Below are 17,766 nucleotides of genomic sequence, written 5' to 3' on the forward strand. Positions count from 1 at the left end.
TATTGAATCAGTTCTTATTCTTTCCCTTCAGCATCAAAAGCGGCTTTTGCTTCTTGTGCTGCTTTTTCACGCGCTTTTTCAAGGTCATCTACGTGAATCACATCGTCATCCATGCCTTCATCCAAGTCACGAAGTTCTACTTCATTGTCGTCTTCATCAAGGACACGCATGTCAAGACCAAGTGATTGCAATTCTTTTACAAGGACACGGAAGGATTCTGGAACACCTGGTTTTGGAATTGGCTTACCTTTGGTAATGGCTTCATAAGCTCTCAAACGACCATTGATGTCATCTGACTTGTAAGTCAAGATTTCTTGAAGGACATTAGAAGCACCGTAGGCTTCAAGAGCCCAAACTTCCATTTCTCCAAAACGTTGTCCACCAAACTGTGCTTTACCACCAAGAGGTTGTTGCGTAACGGTTGAATAAGGACCAACGGAACGGGCATGGAGCTTATCATCAACCATGTGGTGGAGTTTGATCATGTACATGACACCAACGGACACACGGTTATCAAACGGTTCTCCAGTACGTCCATCATAAAGGATTGTCTTAGCATCGCTATCCATACCTGCTTCACGAACGGTTTCCCAAAGATCATCTGAGCTAGCTCCGTCAAAGACTGGCGTTGCAATGTGGATACCAAGGTTGCGAGCAGCCATACCGAGGTGCAATTCCATAACTTGTCCGATATTCATACGTGACGGCACCCCAAGAGGATTCAACATGATATCAACTGGTGTCCCGTCTGGAAGATACGGCATATCCTCAACTGGAACAATGCGGGAAACAACCCCTTTGTTTCCGTGGCGTCCGGCCATCTTATCTCCAACGCGGATTTTCCGTTTTTGAGCGATATAAACACGTACCAACATGTTGACACCGGATTGCAATTCATCACCGTTCGCACGAGTAAAGATTTTCACATCACGGACAACACCTGCACCACCGTGTGGTACACGAAGGGAGGTATCACGCACTTCACGAGACTTATCACCAAAAATTGCATGAAGCAGGCGTTCTTCAGCGGATAAGTCTTTTTCACCTTTCGGCGTTACTTTACCGACAAGAATGTCGCCTTCTTTTACCTCAGCACCAATGCGGATAATTCCCATCTCGTCAAGGTCTCTCAAAGCATCTTCCCCAACGTTTGGAATTTCGCGCGTGATTTCTTCAGGTCCGAGCTTTGTATCACGTGTTTCTGATTCAAATTCTTCCAAGTGAACAGATGTGTAAATATCGTCTTTCACTAAACGTTCACTCATGATAACGGCATCTTCAAAGTTGTAACCTTCCCATGTCATATAAGCAACGATTGGATTTTGTCCAAGTGCCATTTCACCTTTTTCCATAGAAGGTCCGTCTGCGATAAAATCACCTTTTTCAACTGTATCGCCAACTTTTACCAGCGTGCGTTGGTTGTAAGAAGTACCTGAGTTAGAACGGCGGAATTTCGTAATATGATAGACATCAAGTGAACCGTCTTCACGACGAACTTCAACTTTGGCTGCATCAGAATACACAACTTTACCGTCGTGTTGGGCAATAATCGCCGCACCAGAGTCATGAGCTGCTTGGTATTCCATACCAGTACCAACATATGGTGCATGCGGATCAATCAACGGTACCGCCTGACGTTGCATGTTGGCACCCATGAGAGCACGGTTTGAGTCGTCATTTTCAAGGAAAGGAATACATGCTGTCGCAACCGCAACTACCTGCTTAGGCGATACATCCATGAAGTCTACTTGATCTGAAGGAAATTCTTGGTTGTTCCCTTGGTGACGTCCCATGACAATCGCTTCTGCAAAACGACCATCTTCTGTTAATTTAGAATTTGCTTGCGCTACGATAAATTCATCTTCTTCGTCCGCTGTCAACCAAACGATTTCATTGGTGACCAGACCTGTTTCACGATTCACTTTACGATACGGCGTTTGGATAAATCCATATTTATTCAAATGACCATAAGAAGACAAGTTATTGATCAAACCAATGTTTGGTCCTTCAGGCGTTTCAATCGGGCACATACGACCATAGTGGGTATAGTGCACGTCACGCACTTCATATCCAGCACGGTCACGAGTCAAACCACCAGGTCCTAAGGCTGACAAACGACGTTTGTGAGACAACTCAGAAAGTGGGTTGTGTTGGTCCATGAATTGAGACAATTGAGATGAACCAAAGAATTCTTTGATAGCTGCTGTGACTGGGCGGATGTTGATAATTTGTTGCGGTGTCAAAACTTCATTGTCCTGAACAGACATACGTTCACGGACATTACGTTCCATACGAGAAAGTCCAAGACGTACTTGGTTTGCAAGCAATTCACCAACTGCACGGATACGACGATTTCCAAGGTGGTCGATATCATCCACACGACCGATACCTTCTGCCAAGTTGAGGAAATAGCTCATCTCTGCAAGGATATCCGCAGGAGTTACAACACGAACCTTGTCGTCTGGATTAGCATTCCCAATAATAGTTACCACGCGATCTGGATCAGTTGGTGCCACGACTTTAAATTTTTGAAGAACGACTGGATCTGTCAATACAGCTGCATCATTTGGAATATAAGTAATTTTATTCAAATCTCCATCCAAATAGTCTGCAATACTATCAATGACACTACGCGTCATAACCGTTCCAGCTTCAACCAAGATTTCACCTGTTTCTGGATCTATCAAAGGCTCTGCAATCGTTTGATTTAACAAACGTGTTTTAATGTTTAATTTTTTATTGATTTTATAACGACCAACTGCCGCCAAGTCGTAACGATGTGGATCAAAGAAACGAGCGACCAATAGACTACGTGAACTATCAGCTGTTTTAGGCTCACCTGGACGAAGACGTTCATAGATTTCTTTAAGCGCTTCATCCGTACGTGAATCCATTGGATTTTTATGAATATCCTTTTCAATCGTGTTGCGAACGAGATCGCTGTCGCCGAAAATGTCAAAGATTTCATCATCGCCAGAAAAACCAAGCGCACGAACAAGTGTCGTAAACGGAATCTTACGAGTACGGTCAATCCGAGTATAAGCAATATCTTTTGAGTCTGTTTCCAGCTCTAACCAAGCTCCACGGTTTGGAATGACGGTTGAACCATACCCAACCTTCCCATTTTTGTCTACTTTATCATTGAAGTAAACACCTGGAGAACGAACGAGCTGTGATACGATAATCCGCTCACCACCGTTGATGATAAACGTTCCCATTTCTGTCATGATTGGAAAATCGCCAAAGAAGACTTCTTGCGTCTTGATTTCGCCGGTTTCTTTATCGATTAAACGGAACGTCACAAAAATAGGTGCAGAATAGCTGGCATCATGGATACGTGCTTCTTCTAAAGTGTATTTAGATTCTTTAATTTCATAACCAACAAACTCTAGCTCCATTGTATCTGTAAAGTTTGAGATAGGAAGTACATCTTCAAATACTTCTTTCAAACCATGGTCAAGAAAATCTTTGAATGAATCTGTCTGGATTTCAATCAAATTTGGTAAATCAAGAACTTCCTTGATTCTTGAAAAACTACGACGAGTACGGTGTTTCCCGTATTGAACTTCATGTCCTGCCAAGTTTTTTACTCCTTCTTCTTTCTACATTCTCTATTACATGATAGAGTAGCAATATTCATTTATCCTTTTTGAGTAATTTTCAGAATCTTTAAGTTTTGATGACAAACGACAAAGATCCCAAAAATAGGCACAAAAAGAGCAGCTAAATCTGACTCTAAAAGTATGATTTAACTGCTGTAAGCTTTATATGGACAATATTTCAAATAAAGCAGACGACAAATTATTAGTAATATTATACCTTATTTAACTCTGCTTTTCAAGTTTTTTACTTATGAAAGTGTTTTTATTTACCTTTATTTAGCGTCCGCCTAAAAGTGCTGCCCAAGCTTTTTGATAATCACTATCTGTACCACCGATTCCAAATTTATAGGTAGTCATCGGAGCACCGTTTTTTGCCCAATAGCTAGTAACTGTCTGTCCGGTCAGGTTCATACTGCGATCATTGACTGTTACTGCGCCAGCTCGTTCACCCGTTGCTTTAAGAACATTGGACTTAATGACACTAGAATCTAGATTGAACTTGTCACCAACTCCCCAGAGACTTGGGTCGGCTTGATAAATTGCATTCACTAGTTGAGCCATATACTGCGCATTGTTGTTGTAACCAGTCAAAGCTGCCATTGAAGCATTATTGTCATGACCAATCCAACCACCTAACGTTAATTTAGGAGTGGATACCATGAGCCACATGTCACCATTACTGTTAGTCGTACCCGTTTTCCCAATCCAATCAGCACTAGCTAAACCGCTATTAATCTGCGTTAAACGAGATTTGAAGGTCGTCGTAGCACCCGAACTCAATACCCCACGCATAAGACTTTGCATAATCGTCGCCGTTGCCTTAGAGTAAACCTGAACAGGTTTTGCTTTGTGTTCATAGACAGCTTTCCCGTTTTTTGTCGTAATCTTTTCAATCATATAGCGCTCTTGGTATGCCCCATTATTGGCTAAAGTTTGGAAACCATTGGTGTGTTGGGCGACAGATACTTCAATACCTCCTCCCATTGGCAGACTTTCAATATCATAATTTTCAATTTGATAGCCCATTTTCTCCATGTACCCTTGGACATTAACTCCTTTGTCACGAAGCAATTTATAAGTCCAATAAGCTGGAATGTTCCAAGAAGTATTCAAAGCTTCCTGCAAATCCATCATGGCTGTACCACGGCTATCTACGTGCATAATTGGCTCACCGCTAGAGAAATTTGCAGGGTAGTTAGACAGCATACTGGCACTTCCCATAAGCCCTTGGTCTATGGCAATACCATAGGCTAAAATCGGCTTAATGGTTGAGCCTGGTGAGCGCTCTGTATCAAATGCATGGTTGTTCTGGTTAGAAGCATAATCACGTCCTCCCACAAACCCCAAAATAGCTCCTGTACGATTATCCATGAGGACATTTCCAGATTCGACTGCACCTGTTCCATCATCTAAGACACTACCAAAATTAGCTACTGCATTTTGCATTGCATTATGCACATTCTTATTAATAGTTGTGGTGACAGTGTAGCCGCCTTCACTCAACTCTTTCGCAGCTAGTTCTCTGTAAGCTTTCACTGTTGCATCATTTTTCAACTCTTGCTGTGAAACATTGTCACGTTTGATTAAGTAATCATACATTGCTTTTTGAGCTTCTTTCATAGCAACGTAATATAGATAGTCATGTGTTCTTGCTGAAGTCGTATCACTTGGTAAAAAGTCTCGTTTTAAATCATAATCTTTATACAATTGGTACTCGTCTTTACTAATCGCACCTGTCCGGTACATATTGTAAATAACATTTTTCGAACGATTGAGACCAAAAGTCATATCTTTAGCACTTTTCAGGCTACCGTCAGCTGCATAAGGAGAGTAAACAATCGGACTTTGTGGTAAACCGGCAATAAAAGCTGCTTGAGGAATTGTCAATTTGCTGGCAGGAACTCCAAAAATTCCTTGTGCAGCTTCTTCCACACCAGCAATATTTTGCCCTTTGTTATTTCTCCCAAACGGTGCCACATTCAAATAAGTCGTTAAAATATCGTCTTTGCTCATGTAGCGTTCTAAAGCCAACGCATCAATGATTTCTGATGCTTTACGACTAAAGGTTGGAGCATCGCCGACAACTTGTTGCTTGATTAACTGTTGTGTTAAGGTAGAACCACCACTTGAGGAACCAATCCCTACAACAGATCCTAGCGTAGCCCGCAAAACAGCTTTTGTGACAACCCCATTGTGCTTCCGAAAATTCTCATCTTCTGTCGCAATGACCGCTTTTTTAACATTGTCAGAAATATCTTTACTCTTAATTGGCACTCGCAACAAATCACTATCAATGGCTGAAATGGAGCTGCCGTCAGCATATTTTAATTCAGAAATGGTTGAAATATCTTGAATTTTTTTGATGAACTCTTCTTTTTTAGGAGTTTCAACCTTGTCAAAGATTCGTGCACCATAGCCTAATGCAATTCCTCCGCCAAACAAGCAACCTAAAAGAACAAACACAAAAAAGACATTTGATAATAATTTCAGAGTACGAAGGACAGTCCCGCCAACACTCCAAAGTGTCCAGCTTTCTTTTTCATTTTTGCTCGGACGCTTCGTTTGAAAAAGTTTTTCAAACAATCGTTTGATCTTTTCAAAAACTTGTTTACTCATTCTTTCTCCTTGAACTTTCTCTGACTATTATAGCAAATTTATGAAACTTCTGACAACAGGAAAGGAAATCCTTGGCTATAATCATTGTTTTTTTAAATTATTTTTGCAATTTTACTACATTCTAATGGCTGTTTGTGATACAATGTTACAATAACTAGAAATTTTATAAAGGAGAGACAGACATGCACATTTTTGATGAGCTAAAAGAACGTGGTTTGGTTTTTCAAACAACTGACGAAGAAGCGTTGCGCAAAGCCTTAGCGGAAGGAAATGTTAGTTTTTATTCTGGCTATGATCCAACAGCTGACAGCCTGCACCTCGGTCATCTTGTACCAATCCTTGTCATGAAACATTTACAGTTGGCAGGTCACAAACCCTACGCTCTCGTCGGCGGTGCAACTGGCTTAATTGGCGATCCATCATTTAAAGATACCGAGCGGAGTTTACAAACAAAAGACACAGTTGAGGGCTGGGTACGGAGCATTCAAGCGCAAGTATCTCGTTTTCTTGACTTTGAAAATGGTGACAACAAGGCTGAAATGGTCAACAACTACGACTGGTTCTCTGATATTAGTTTTATTGACTTTCTGCGCGATGTCGGAAAATATTTCACCGTCAACTACATGATGAGTAAAGAATCCGTAAAAAAACGAATTGAAACAGGGATTTCTTATACCGAGTTTGCTTACCAAATCATGCAAGGCTATGACTTTTTTGAGCTAAATCGCCAATACGGTGTCACTTTACAAATCGGTGGTTCTGACCAATGGGGCAATATGACTGCTGGTACTGAACTGCTTCGTCGGAAGGCAGACAAAACAGCTCACGTTATTACAGTGCCCCTTATCACAGACGCAACCGGTAAGAAATTTGGTAAGTCAGAAGGCAACGCTGTATGGCTCAATGCTGATAAGACCAGTCCTTACGAAATGTACCAATTCTGGATGAATGTCATGGACGCTGATGCCGTTCGTTTCCTTAAAATTTTCACTCTTCTTCCGCTTGATGAAATCGAAGAAATCGGGAAACAATTTGAAGCAGCTCCACATGAACGTTTGGCACAAAAAATCTTAGCGCGAGAAGTCGTTACACTCGTGCACGGTGAAAAAGCCTACAAAGAAGCACTCAATATCACCGAGCAGCTTTTTGCCGGAAATATCAAAAATCTTTCTGTCAAAGAGCTGAAACAAGGTCTCCGTGGTGTGCCAAATTATCAAGTGAACGCAGATGACAATCTCAATATCGTAGAGCTTTTGGTAACAGCTGGCGTTGTCAATTCTAAACGCCAAGCGCGTGAAGATGTCCAAAATGGTGCTATTTATGTCAATGGTGAGCGCATTCAAGCCCTTGACTACAGATTAACGGACGCTGACAAATTAGAAAATGAACTCACCGTTATACGTCGTGGTAAGAAAAAATATTTTGTTTTGACTTACTAAATAGGAAAGAGAGCAATCAACTACTACATCGTTGGTCTATTGCGCTATATACTTTGAAGCTGGAGACTTTTCGCTCCAGCTTCTTTTCATTCTTACTTAGCAAAAAGCATATTACCATAGTGCTTGCTTTAGCTCCAACCGCTTTAAAAGTGTGGTTCATTTTAAAATTCCCTTTCTTTATCTACTTGTCAAAGCATTTCTCACATGTTACACTAGTCAGAGAAATTTATGAAAGAGAAAACGCATGAAATCCAAACTTAAACGTTTTGAAACAGCTACTTTCTTTGCTTGCCCTTTTTGTCAGCAAGCCTTGTTTTTATCAGAAAATAGTCTCAAATGCAAGAACCATCATTCCTTCGACTTGGCAAAGTTTGGCTATGTCAACTTGGCTCCACAGGTGAAGCAATCAAAAGACTACGATAAATCCAACTTTAAAAATCGACAATTGATTCTCGAAGCAGGATTTTACCAGCCAATTTTGAAGAAATTACTAGAAATTTTATCATCTTTACCACAACATGGTAATCTGCTGGACATTGGTTGCGGAGAAGGCTATTATGCTCGAAATTTGCAAGCACAATTGCCAGATAAACATATCTATGCATTCGATTTGTCAAAAGAGTCTATTCAACTAGCAGCCAAAAGTGACCACAGCCTGACGGTAAATTGGTTTGTTGGAGATCTGGCACACATCCCTATTCAAGATGCTAGCATGGATATGATTTTAGACATCTTCTCTCCTGCCAATTACCAAGAATTTCAGCGTGTATTGCAGAAAAACGGCTTGCTGATTAAAGTTATTCCCAATAGCCAACACTTGCAAGAAATCCGAGGTATTGTAGCTGATAAATTAACAAACACGAATTATTCCAATCACAAAATCATTGAGCATTTTGAAGAAGCCTTTACCATTACAAATTCTTATGACGTTGCAGCCACTTTCAACTTGAGAGAAAACGAAAAAGCGGCACTTCTTCATATGACACCGCTTCTCTTTAATATTGACATTGATAAAATAGATTGGTCACCATTAACTGGCATCACGATTGCTGCAAAGATTTTAGTTGGCCAACAAAAATAAACGAAAAAGAGGTAGAAACAGATTGCTGCGAGATACAGCAGTCTATTCAACCTCTTTTTATATGCCTCGATTAAAAGCTAACCAAATCATTCCCAAAGCTAAAACAATATAAGCAATCAACGCCAATAACCGTTGTCCCACTTGATAAGCTCTTCTTTCCCCACAGACTGGAAAAATAACAGCACAGAGAGCGCCTCCGACTGCACCACCTAAGTGTCCTGCCAGACTAATTCCCGGTGTCAAGCTCAACACCAAGTTCATAACTAGAAGAACTAAGTATGACTGACCAAGTTGCTGAATGTAAGGATTTCGCACCGCATAGCGCAAAGTAATAATAGCACCAAAAATCCCAAACAAAGATGTAGAGGCACCTGCAGCCACAGCACTTGGAGTGAAAAAGAAGACAAAGACATTTCCTAAAATACCAGACATCAGATAAAGAAACAGAAAATTCCACGAGCCAAAAATATGCTCAGATTGTCGTCCGATAAAATACAGCGTAATCATATTCATCACAAAATGCTCCAAGCCGATATGAACAAAAATCGCCGATACCAAGCGCCAAATCTGACTTGGAAAATATTGAATCGTTCGACCATTCATTGCCCCAAATTCATAAATCGTTTGGGTACTAGCATAATTAAAGCCACGCAACAGAAACATTGTTAGGAAAACTCCTGTCGTGATAAGCAACAATAAACTCGTCACTGGATAACGTTTATCATAAATTTTATTCACAAATCAATACCTCCTGAACGGGAATATCACAATTGTCTGGTTGAAAATCAACTAACTGGTAAGGATAAATTGTACTTACTGTCATCCCTTTAAAATCAGCCAAATAGCGGTCATAATAGCCGCCTCCATAGCCAATCCGATAGCCTTTTTTGTTAAAAGCAACACCCGGAACATGTATCAAATCAATATGAGATTTTTCCACCGCTCGTTCACTTCTTGGTTCCCAGATACCAAAAACAGTCAATTCCAAGTCATTGGGATTATAATCTACAAAAGTCATGCGCCCTTCGGGATAAGTCTTAGGGACCAAAACCCGCTTGTCATCTGCTTGAGCCTGCCTGATGAAAATCCTTGTATCAAACTCGTGTGGCAAAGATAAATAAGTAGCAACTGTTCTAGCTTGTTGATAAGCAGAAGATTCCAGCAAGTACTGAGTGAGCAAAGCATCTCTCTGCTGTTTTACTATCAATTCCTGCTCTTTCATTTTTCTGACTATAGTTTTGCGCAAATCTGCCTTCATTTATCTTCTCCTCAATCAGAAACATTATCAACATTCTCAGCCCATTATTCATTAACTTTTGCACTTAAAAACTTCCCAAATTTTTCAATAGCAAAAGGCAGCGCTGCTTCATCTGGCGCCATTTTAGGATGATGAAGTGCGTAAGGACTATCAATTCCCAGCCAGAACATCACACCCTTGACTTTACTGAGCAGATAGCCAAAGTCCTCACCGGTCATTGCGGGTGAAATATCAATCATGTGCACGCCATTCTCTTTTTGGAAAAAATTCATGCATTGAGCAGCTAATTCAGGATGATTTTCCACAGGAAGATAACCGCCTTGTTTCAGCTCCAACTCAAGCTCTACACCAAACGACTGCGCTACTCCTTCAGCGATTTCCCGCAAGCGTTTTTGAGTGAGCAAATTCATCTCCTGCGTCAACGTTCGAATGGTTCCATGCAAAAAAGCAGTTTCAGCAATCACATTATTCGTCGTTCCAGCATGGAATTCGCCAAAGGTGACGACAGCTCCTTCAATTGGATCCACATTGCGACTCACAATGGTCTGAACCTGAGTGATAAAATAGCTGGCTGCTACCAAAGCGTCATTAGCATTATGTGGAAATGCAGCATGACCACCCTTGCCCTTAAAGGTTAATTTGACTTCACAAGTCCCTGCAAAAAGTGTACTGGTATTCGTAGCAATATCTCCTACCTTGAGATCAGACCGAACATGAAGCCCATAAAATTCATCTGGCAACCAGTCACCAAAGGCTTCGTCCTCATACATCAGCATGCCCCCAGCTTCATTTTCCTCAGCTGTTTGGAAAAGAAAAAGTAGATTATTCTTAGGCTGCTCAGTAGTTAGTTGCTCCAACAAACCCAGAGCGATTGTCATGTGCATATCATGCCCACAGGCATGCATACGTCCCTCATGTTGACTAGCAAAGGCAAACCCTGTCTCCTCAACAATCGGCAAACCATCAATATCTGTCCGCCAGCCAATCGTCTTAGCAGGTGTACTGCCTTTGACAAAGACCAAAATTCCCGTACGCCAAGTCCGAATCTCAACGAAATCCAAGCCAGCAGTCAACTCATCAATTATTCTCATCAGATAGGCATGAGTCTTATACTCTTCCAGTCCAATTTCCGGAATTTGATGCAAGTCTCGGCGAATTTTTTGATAATCAATCATACATTTCCCTCTTTAAAGTGTCCGAAGAGCGTCTTCCAATGCTGTTTTCTGCTGGGTTTGTTCATCAATTTTCTTAATCACACGCGCAGGCACACCGGCTACAACAACATTTTCTGGCACATCTTTCGTCACAATAGCCCCTGCAGCGACGACAGAACCATTGCCAATCTGCACTCCTTCAATAACGACAGCATTAGCCCCTATCAAGACATTGTCCCCCACTCGGACAGGATCTGCGCTGGCAGGCTCAATGACACCGGCAAGAACAGTCCCAGCACCCACGTGGCTGTTTTTTCCAACAATAGCTCGACCACCCAAAACGGCTCCCATATCAATCATCGTTCCAGCACCAATTTCAGCTCCGATATTGATAACAGCTCCCATCATAATCACAGCATTATCACCGATTTCCACCTGGTCGCGGATAATAGCTCCTGGCTCAATCCGAGCATTGACCTCACGCTTGTCTAACAACGGCACGGCAGAATTTCGAGCATCCTGCTCCACCACATAGGTTTTATTCTCTTCTAGGTTAACCAAAAGAGGTTTAATTTTCTCCCAGTCACCAAAGAGAACATTGCCCAATTTGACAACTGAATTCGGCACTTCGCCCGCTAGTTTTCCTTCAAAAGTCACTTTTACATTTGTCTTTTTCTTAGCATCCGCTATAAACTGAATAATTTCCTGTGCGGTCATTTTAGTAGCTGGCATAAGCATTCCTCACTTTGATTTAGTATTAAGGGGTATTATAACATAAAATCAAGCATTTCATCATATAAAAGCAAAAACACCACAAAGTTCAAATATTGTGATGTTTTTTAGTTAACTTATTGAATAAGTTTCAGCATCTTCTCAATATGCTCAATGGATTTTTCACGTCCAAGCAGGTAAATGGTATCTGGGAGTTCTGGACCGTGCATTTCGCCTGAAACAGCAATACGAATTGGCATGAAGAGATTTTTGCCTTTAATCCCCGTTTCTTTTTGAACCGCTTTGATTTGCGGGAAGATATTTTCTGACTTGAAGTCTTCATCACTCATAGCTTCCAATTTTTCTTTAAAGGCTTTAAAACCCGTTGGTCCCGTTTCGCCTGCCATAAACTCTTTTTCTTCTGCCGTTAGCTCTGGGAAATCTTCAAAGAAAAGGTCTGTGAGCGGTACGATTTCATCTACAGACTTCATTTGTGGTTTGTAAAGTTCAACTAATTTTTCAGCTTTGTCAGTCAAACGACCAGCCGCTTCCAAGTAAGGCTTCGCCATATCAAAAATGGTTTCAAAATCCGCATTTTTAATGTATTCATTGCTCATCCAGTCTAATTTCTTTTGGTCAAAAGCAGCCGGAGACTTACTGAGACGATGTTCATCAAAGAGTTGGATCAATTCTTCACGAGAGAAGATTTCATTTTCACCGCCAGGATTCCAGCCAAGGAGGGCAATAAAGTTGAAGACGGCTTCAGGCAGGTAGCCTTTCTTACGGTAATCTTCGATAAATTGAAGCGTATTTGTATCACGTTTGGACAATTTCTTACCCGTTTCGGAGTTAATAATCAAGGTCATGTGACCAAATTGTGGCGCTTCCCAACCGAGCGCTTCGTACACCATGAGCTGCTTAGGGGTATTGGCAATGTGGTCATCTCCACGAATGACATGGGAAATTTTCATCAGATGGTCATCTACTACAACCGCAAAATTATAAGTTGGATAGCCGTCTTTTTTCTGGATAACCCAGTCACCACCGATGTTGCCACCTTCAAATTCAATCTCACCTTTGACAAGATCGTTCCACTTGTAAATACCAGATTCATTGACCACAAGACGGACTGTTGGAACAATGCCTGCTGCTTCACGCTCTGCGATATAAGCTGCTTTTTCATCTTCAGACATTCCCAGATATTCATTGATGTAACGAGGTGTTTCTCCAGCAGCTTCCTGACGCTCACGCTCTGCTGCCAGCTCTTCCTCCGTCACATATGATTTGTAAGCCAAGCCTTTTTCAAGTAACTCATTGATATAGCTTTGGTAAATGTCCAAGCGTTCAGACTGGCGATATTTTTCATGCGTTTCTGGGCTCTCATCCCAATCAATTCCTAACCAACGCAGATTTTCCAACTGCGAACGTTCCCCGTCTTCCACATGACGTTTACGGTCAGTATCTTCAATCCGAATGATAAAAGTTCCGCCGTAGTGACGAGCGTAAAGATAATTAAAGAGCGCAGTCCGCGCATTCCCAATGTGTAACAGTCCCGTTGGACTTGGTGCATAACGCACACGAATTTGATTCGCCAATTGTATATCTCCTAATATTTATCTTATATTTCTAACAGGAAAAACCTGTTTTTATTTCAAACGTTACTATTATACCACATAGTTGTTGAAAAGAAATAACAGAAACGATGAAACTTTATTATTCTTCCAATCATTTACAGAATTTCCTTAGCAATGTAGAAGCCACCGTCTGTCTCACCTAGCAATTCACTGCTCAGTTACACTGACTTACCCAAACACCTTCTTCAACACTTCACCAATCGTTGTTACACCAATAATTTCAATAGTTTCGGGAATGTTCAACCCGTTCAGAGAGTTTTTAGGAGCGTAAACTTTGGTGAAGCCCAGCTTAGCAGCTTCATTGATACGCTGCTCAATGCGATTGACACGGCGGATTTCGCCCGTCAGACCGATTTCACCAATAAAACATTCTTGTGGTTTCGTTGGCAAATCTTTATAACTAGAAGCAATTGCAACAGCAACAGCTAAGTCAATGGCTGGCTCATCTAATTTGACACCGCCTGCTGACTTGAGGTAGGCATCTTGATTTTGCAATAATAACCCTGCTCGCTTTTCCAAAACAGCCATAATCAGACTAGCACGATTGAAATCCAATCCTGTCGTTGTCCGCTTGGCATTGCCAAACATGGTCGGTGTCACCAAAGCTTGTACTTCCGCAAGGATTGGACGCGTCCCCTCCATAGTCACCACGATAGAAGAGCCTGTTGCCCCATCTAAACGCTCCTCTAAGAAAACTTGACTAGGATTGAGCACTTCAACCAGCCCACCTGACTGCATCTCAAAAATGCCGATTTCATTCGTAGAGCCGAAGCGATTTTTGACCGCACGCAAAATACGAAAAGTATGCTGTCGCTCACCTTCAAAATAAAGTACCGTATCCACCATGTGTTCCAAGGTTCTAGGTCCAGCCAGCGTTCCTTCCTTGGTCATATGGCCCACGATAAAGGTGGCAATATTGTTGGCTTTTGCCAACTGCATCAGCTCCGCTGTCACTTCTCGGACTTGTGAAACCGACCCTTGCACGCTGGAAATTTCTGGCGAAATAATCGTCTGAATAGAGTCTATAATCAAGAAATCTGGTTTAATTTTTTCAATCTCAGCACGAATCTGCTGCATATTGGTCTCGGCATAAAGATAAAACTCACTGTCAATATCGCCTAATCGCTCCGCACGCAACTTAATCTGCTCAGCAGACTCTTCCCCACTGACATACAATACCGTTCCCTTGTGAGATAGTTGGGTCGAAACCTGCAATAAAAGGGTAGATTTCCCAATACCGGGATCTCCTCCGATTAGAACTAAACTTCCTGGCACCACGCCACCACCCAAGACGCGGTTAAACTCATCCATATCTGTCTTGGTACGGTTGACATTGATAGAAGCCACCTCCGATAACTTCATCGGTCGACTTTTTTCACCTGTCAGAGAAACACGCGCATTCTTAACCTCTGCAACTTCGATCTCTTCTACAAAAGAAGACCAAGCCCCACAGTTAGGACAGCGCCCTAGATACTTGGGCGAATGGTATTCACAATTTTGACAAACAAATGTCGTTTTTTTCTTGGCTATGATAGATTCCTCTTTCTTAATGCCCCGTGCTTCCAAAACCACCTGTCCGCACACCATCTGCTTCATCATTATCAGCAAGCAAGAACGGCGCAAAGACAGCTTGAACGATACGATCTTCTTCTTCTAAAACCACTTCTTGATCTGTAATGTTCTGCATTTGCGCAAAAATGTGCCCTTCATTTCCCGGATTGCCATAGTAATCCCCGTCAATAACGCCCACAGAGTTAATCAAAACCAATCCTTTTTTACGTGGATTAGATGAACGATCATAAAGATAAAGCACTTCACCAGGCTGCATATAAGCCTTGACTCCCGTTGGCACTAATTTAATCTCTTTTGGCGCAATAACTGTGCGCTCTGCTACCTTCAAATCATAGCCAGCCGCATGAGCCGTCTCACGCTTGGGCAGTAAATTTTCATTTGTAAAGCTTGAAACAAGCTCAAAACCACGAATTCGCATATTTTTCTCTTTTCTACTTTTGCTTCCCCTATTATACTAAATTCGTAAACAACACGCAAAATGCAGATCATTCTTCAACCTGCACTTTTTAAGTTATTTCAATTCATTCAAAAATCGAATGACTTGCTCGTTGGCATCCACTTGAGCTTTCACCCCAAAAGGAATGATTGCTCTCGGGGTAGCATGTCCAACATTTAAGTTATATAAAATAGTAATATCTGTATCAATGACATCAAGCAGGATTTGTTTATATTCTCCATAATAAGTTTCATCCATTGGTTTTCCGACAAGAATCCCATTTAAAACAGAAAAAATCCCTGTCGCCTTTAAGGCTTCTAGCATTTTTCGATATAAAATTGGTTCTGGTTTTTCCTCACTGGTTTCCAACAAAAGAATTTTTCCTTCCCACTCTGAAAGACTGGGAAATAGCTGATAGTGAGCACACAGTTCAATCGTATCCTCATGTCTTGTATTATCAAATATCTGATAAAGCGACTCCAAACAGCCTCCTAAAATTTCCCCTTCAAATGTTGCTTTTCCTTTCAGCAATTCAAAGCCTTGATTTTCGTGACGAATCCGTTTCGTTCCTAAGGCTTTTTCACTAAAATCCGTCCTCTCATCATACCAGACATTGCTCGGTCTGATTTCTGAGATAGTCCCTGTTCCAATCAGTTCCTTAAAATATGAAAGCGTATAAGGCAGCATTTCTTCCTCTAACTCACAAACATCAGCAAGAAATGACTGACCATAAAAAGTCTTCACTCCCAACTTATGGAGCATGAAGTGATTCATGGTAGTGTCTGAAAAACCTAAAAATACTTTCTGATTCACAACCTTTTTTAATTGGTTATCTTCAAACAAATAGGGTAGCAATCGATACGTATCATCTCCACCAATAGCACATAAAATCATATCAATTGAAGGATCTTCAAAAGCTTGAATCAAATCTTGCGCTCTCGATTTAGGATGGTCTTTCAGATAATCCATTCCCTTTTGTGCATGCTCTAAAAACGTCACTTCAAGTCCCAAGTCTTTCAAGCGTTTCAATCCCAGCTTAAACTCATGTCTAACGAAACTTTCTCCTATAATCCCGCTTGATAAACTGACAATTCCTACTTTCTTTATCATCTAATCTCCTCCCTTACTGATAATTTGAATCATTATATCACAAAATACAATCACCTAAAATGCTAAATGACCAATATTCACAAAACAAAACATACTAAGATTAGTAGTGAAGAAATCTCCGACGGGAGATTTCCTCACTGCTTTTTCTTTATGTTAAAGTAGAGGTGTCTTGTTAAGTCGAGGGTCTTTTTGACGCTAGACGTCGTACACAAAACTGGCAAGACACCTGTTTTAGGAAGAATGTTATCAAAGTATGTGGGACGTTCAACGTCGAGTATTGAAAATAACATCACTAAAACAAGGAGTCATTCAAGACAAAGAGGTAATTTCATGAGAGTTGTTTTCGGGATTGACGTGAGCAAGGCAAGCTCAGCGGTAGCGATTTTAGTGAATGGGGAGAAAGTTCATGGCTACACCATGTCCAACGATACCATTGAATTTGCACGTCTCTTGAGCGATTTAAAAACCGTTCAACACCCTGAAATCATCTTTGAGGCACTGGGGTCTATTCACGGCGCCTTCAGGCATTTCTTGAGGAAAATGGCTATGCTTATACACGGCTCAATCCTCTGGAAGCCAAGAAATAACTAGACAGCTTGCGTGTCCGTAAAACAGATAAAATCGATGCAGAGAAGTTAGCACAGTCACAATTTATCTTGAACCGTAAACCGACCTATGTTCAAGAGGAGGTTTATCAAGACTTGCGAGATTTGAGTCGCTTCTATCAAAATCTGACAGAGGATACCATTCGTACTAAGAACCGCTTCACAAAGTACTGCAAGTGACCTTCCCAGAAATAGAGTCTATTTTATCAGCGCCAACAGGTGAACAATACTGGTAGCTGGTGAGGGCATTCCCAAGTAAAGCTTTCATCTTAGACTTGTCTGATGAGGACTTAGCTGAAATCATCCACCAATCCACTTCAAAGCGGATTTCTGATAAACGAGTGGAGTATCTCGTTGATAAACTGATTGGGTTAGCCAAACAGTCTTATTGTGCTACCAAGAAAACCTCTCCAATGATCGAAGAGGTTCGTTACTATGCTCAGGAACTGGTTAGACTTTCTGACCGTAGACAAGCTGTGCTGGATGAGATGGTGAAATCGACCCAGCCCCTACCAGAGTACGAGATTCTCCTCTCCATCTCTGGTATC

12 protein-coding genes and 1 pseudogene are annotated in these 17,766 nt (G+C 41.3%); 3 read left to right on the forward strand and 10 right to left on the reverse strand.

The window, feature by feature from the left end; all coding sequences use genetic code 11:
* Positions 1 to 14: 14 nt before the first annotated feature.
* Together rpoB and pbp1b are read right to left on the reverse strand one after the other, a co-directional pair.
* Entirely contained in the window at positions 15 to 3,581 is a 3,567-nt protein-coding gene (gene rpoB, locus HMPREF2876_RS07110) for a DNA-directed RNA polymerase subunit beta (protein WP_024053136.1), read from the reverse strand.
* 297 nt (positions 3,582 to 3,878) lie between these two features.
* A complete protein-coding gene (pbp1b, locus tag HMPREF2876_RS07115) occupies positions 3,879 to 6,218 on the reverse strand; it encodes a penicillin-binding protein PBP1B (protein WP_024053137.1) in 2,340 nt (779 codons plus the stop codon).
* A 182-nt stretch (positions 6,219 to 6,400) separates the two neighbouring features.
* Between pbp1b and tyrS the strand changes: the two genes are divergently transcribed.
* Entirely contained in the window at positions 6,401 to 7,657 is a 1,257-nt protein-coding gene (gene tyrS / locus HMPREF2876_RS07120; protein ID WP_070241500.1) for a tyrosine--tRNA ligase, read from the forward strand.
* 244 nt (positions 7,658 to 7,901) lie between these two features.
* Complete coding sequence (locus HMPREF2876_RS07125) at positions 7,902 to 8,738, forward strand: putative RNA methyltransferase (protein ID WP_024053159.1); 837 nt, start codon at positions 7,902 to 7,904, stop codon at positions 8,736 to 8,738.
* 57 nt (positions 8,739 to 8,795) lie between these two features.
* Here HMPREF2876_RS07125 and HMPREF2876_RS07130 read toward each other — a convergent pair whose 3' ends face one another.
* From HMPREF2876_RS07130 to HMPREF2876_RS07165, 8 genes are all read right to left on the reverse strand, one after another.
* Complete coding sequence (locus HMPREF2876_RS07130; RefSeq protein ID WP_070241499.1) at positions 8,796 to 9,476, reverse strand: rhomboid family intramembrane serine protease; 681 nt, start codon at positions 9,474 to 9,476, stop codon at positions 8,796 to 8,798.
* Positions 9,469 to 9,996 carry a 5-formyltetrahydrofolate cyclo-ligase gene (locus HMPREF2876_RS07135; protein WP_024053161.1) on the reverse strand — a complete coding sequence of 176 codons (528 nt, stop codon included), beginning with the start codon at positions 9,994 to 9,996 and terminating at the stop codon, positions 9,469 to 9,471. Before HMPREF2876_RS07135 ends, HMPREF2876_RS07130 begins: the two co-directional genes overlap by 8 nt.
* A gap of 44 nt (positions 9,997 to 10,040) precedes the next feature.
* Positions 10,041 to 11,171, reverse strand: coding sequence for an N-acetyldiaminopimelate deacetylase (locus tag HMPREF2876_RS07140; protein WP_070584565.1), 1,131 nt, complete (start codon positions 11,169 to 11,171; stop codon positions 10,041 to 10,043).
* Between the two features lie 12 nt (positions 11,172 to 11,183).
* A complete protein-coding gene (gene dapD, locus HMPREF2876_RS07145) occupies positions 11,184 to 11,882 on the reverse strand; it encodes a 2,3,4,5-tetrahydropyridine-2,6-dicarboxylate N-acetyltransferase (protein ID WP_024053163.1) in 699 nt (232 codons plus the stop codon).
* 116 nt (positions 11,883 to 11,998) lie between these two features.
* A complete protein-coding gene (gene gltX / locus HMPREF2876_RS07150) occupies positions 11,999 to 13,456 on the reverse strand; it encodes a glutamate--tRNA ligase (protein ID WP_070584567.1) in 1,458 nt (485 codons plus the stop codon).
* 207 nt (positions 13,457 to 13,663) lie between these two features.
* Positions 13,664 to 15,082 carry a DNA repair protein RadA gene (radA, locus tag HMPREF2876_RS07155; RefSeq protein ID WP_117625228.1) on the reverse strand — a complete coding sequence of 473 codons (1,419 nt, stop codon included), beginning with the start codon at positions 15,080 to 15,082 and terminating at the stop codon, positions 13,664 to 13,666.
* Positions 15,042 to 15,485, reverse strand: coding sequence for a dUTP diphosphatase (locus HMPREF2876_RS07160; protein ID WP_003027048.1), 444 nt, complete (start codon positions 15,483 to 15,485; stop codon positions 15,042 to 15,044). The genes radA and HMPREF2876_RS07160 overlap by 41 nt, the downstream gene beginning before the upstream one ends.
* A 93-nt stretch (positions 15,486 to 15,578) precedes the next feature.
* The gene (locus HMPREF2876_RS07165) at positions 15,579 to 16,613 is read right to left on the reverse strand and encodes a S66 family peptidase (protein ID WP_070241497.1); all 1,035 of its coding nucleotides are present in this window, start codon (positions 16,611 to 16,613) and stop codon (positions 15,579 to 15,581) included.
* A 330-nt stretch (positions 16,614 to 16,943) separates the two neighbouring features.
* Between HMPREF2876_RS07165 and HMPREF2876_RS07170 the strand changes: the two are divergent.
* Positions 16,944 to 17,766, forward strand: a pseudogene (locus HMPREF2876_RS07170) (IS110 family transposase); the annotation flags it as partial.

The organism is Streptococcus sp. HMSC073A12 (genome assembly GCF_001812815.1).
In the GTDB taxonomy this organism is placed as follows: domain Bacteria; phylum Bacillota; class Bacilli; order Lactobacillales; family Streptococcaceae; genus Streptococcus; species Streptococcus vaginalis.